This is a genomic window from Gelidibacter japonicus, assembly GCF_010725055.1.
Classification (GTDB): domain Bacteria; phylum Bacteroidota; class Bacteroidia; order Flavobacteriales; family Flavobacteriaceae; genus Gelidibacter; species Gelidibacter japonicus.
Window position 1 is genome coordinate 318 of the sequence record NZ_BJKB01000048.1, and the last position, 1,790, is coordinate 2,107.

At 32.5% G+C, this 1,790-nt stretch carries 1 protein-coding gene; it reads right to left on the reverse strand.

Annotation, left to right across the window (positions count from 1 at the left end; genetic code table 11):
- Positions 1 to 200: 200 nt before the first annotated feature.
- Positions 201 to 1,526 carry a Na+/H+ antiporter NhaA gene (nhaA, locus tag G6N06_RS19590; protein WP_163518387.1) on the reverse strand — a complete coding sequence of 442 codons (1,326 nt, stop codon included), beginning with the start codon at positions 1,524 to 1,526 and terminating at the stop codon, positions 201 to 203.
- Positions 1,527 to 1,790 lie beyond the last annotated feature (264 nt).

A 1,790-nucleotide genomic window follows, 5' to 3' on the forward strand; every position in this document is an offset into this window, starting at 1 on the left:
CTACAACGGAAAACGGCTTTGCGAAGGAGCGGATTAGAAAGCCTAAACTTGCAATTTAGCACGGACGTAGCAAAACCATTTTTTTATTTGCTAATTTACATTTTAAAAGCAAATAAAAAATGGTTTTGTGAATTAAATGAACTAACCTTGAATTAAACACTTAACCCGCTCTTTTGCAAAACCGATGTTGTGTGCAGGTATTACTTTTTCGGTTGTTTGTTTAAAATCAAATATCCCAAAATTCCTGCAACTATAGAAGCAAAGAAAATTCCGATTTTTGCTTGAATAATATGCTCTTCGTTTGTAAAAGCTAAAGAAGTTATGAACAAAGACATTGTAAATCCTATACCAGCTAATAATGCTAATCCCAAAAGATTTCTGATATTCATTCCGTTTGGAAATGGTGCAATTTTTAGTTTTACAAACAACAAAGTGAAGCCAACTACTCCAACAACTTTTCCGACCAACAAACCAAGTGAGACACCTAAAGTAACATTTGTACTAAAAAGTTGTTCAAAATCAATAGCAACAGAAACTCCTGCATTGGCTAAAGCAAAAATAGGAATAATAAGAAACGTAACGAATGGATGCATTGCGTGTTCTAATCGTTGCAATGGTGGAATTATATCGTTAGTGTCTTTTTTAACTTCATCTAAAATATGTAATTGTTCGTTTGTCAAAGTCGGAATTTTGTCTTTTGGGTCAATAGATTTAAACTTTGTGAGATAGTTTTGGATTTTCGTGATGTAAAGATTTTCTTTTATCTTCATATCAGCAGGAATTGTAAATGCCGCTAAAACAGAAGCGATAGTTGCGTGAACTCCTGATAATAAAAATGCAGTCCAAACACCTACAATACCTATAATTGCGTAAAACAAAACATTTCGCACACCCATTTTATTTCCGATGTACATTATTAATACAAATCCTAAACCGATTAAAAGACTTAAAGTTGAAATGTCGGAAGTGTAGAAAAATGCAATTACTAAAACTGCACCTAAATCATCAACAATGGCTAATGCTGTCAAAAAGACTTTTAATGAAAGTGGTATTTTATTCCCTAACAAATATAGAACTCCCAAAGCAAAAGCGATGTCTGTTGCCATTGGAATTCCCCAACCGTTTTGAGCTTCTCCAGTTGGATTTAAAACAAAATATATAATTGCAGGAACAAGCAATCCTCCAATTGCGGCTCCAATTGGCAATAATGCTTTTCTTGGATTGGAAAGTTCTCCTCCAACAATTTCTCTTTTTAATTCAAGTCCAACAACGAAAAAGAAGATAGCCATTAATCCATCGTTTATCCAATGGTGTATGCTATATTCTAAAAAGCTTTTGCCATTAAATTGAAAACCAATTTTGTGTTCAAAGAATTGATGATATGCGTGGGATAATGGCGAATTTGCTAAAATCAAGGCAATTATTACACTTATTCCGAGTACAATTCCTCCAGCTTTTTCGTTTTGTATAAATTTTTGAAGTGGTTTGTTGAGTTTGTCAATAGGATAATTTTTTTGTTCAATCATTACATTTTCTTTTCTTATTTCGAGTTTTCAAAATTACCTTTTTTGAAAGAATTATTTTAGTTAAATCGTCTTTTTTTGCTGACGTTGTTTTGTGGTAGGACGTTGTTTTATACTCTGACTAACGTTTTTGTAATGTACTAAGAATCAATTAATTTCAATTCCAAGGTCTTCATTGGTCAAAGCGAATTTATCGATTTGTTTTTTAATTCTCTTAACCAAACCTAGTTTTCTCTTTTGGTCCAAAAAGAGATAGCCTTCGGGATT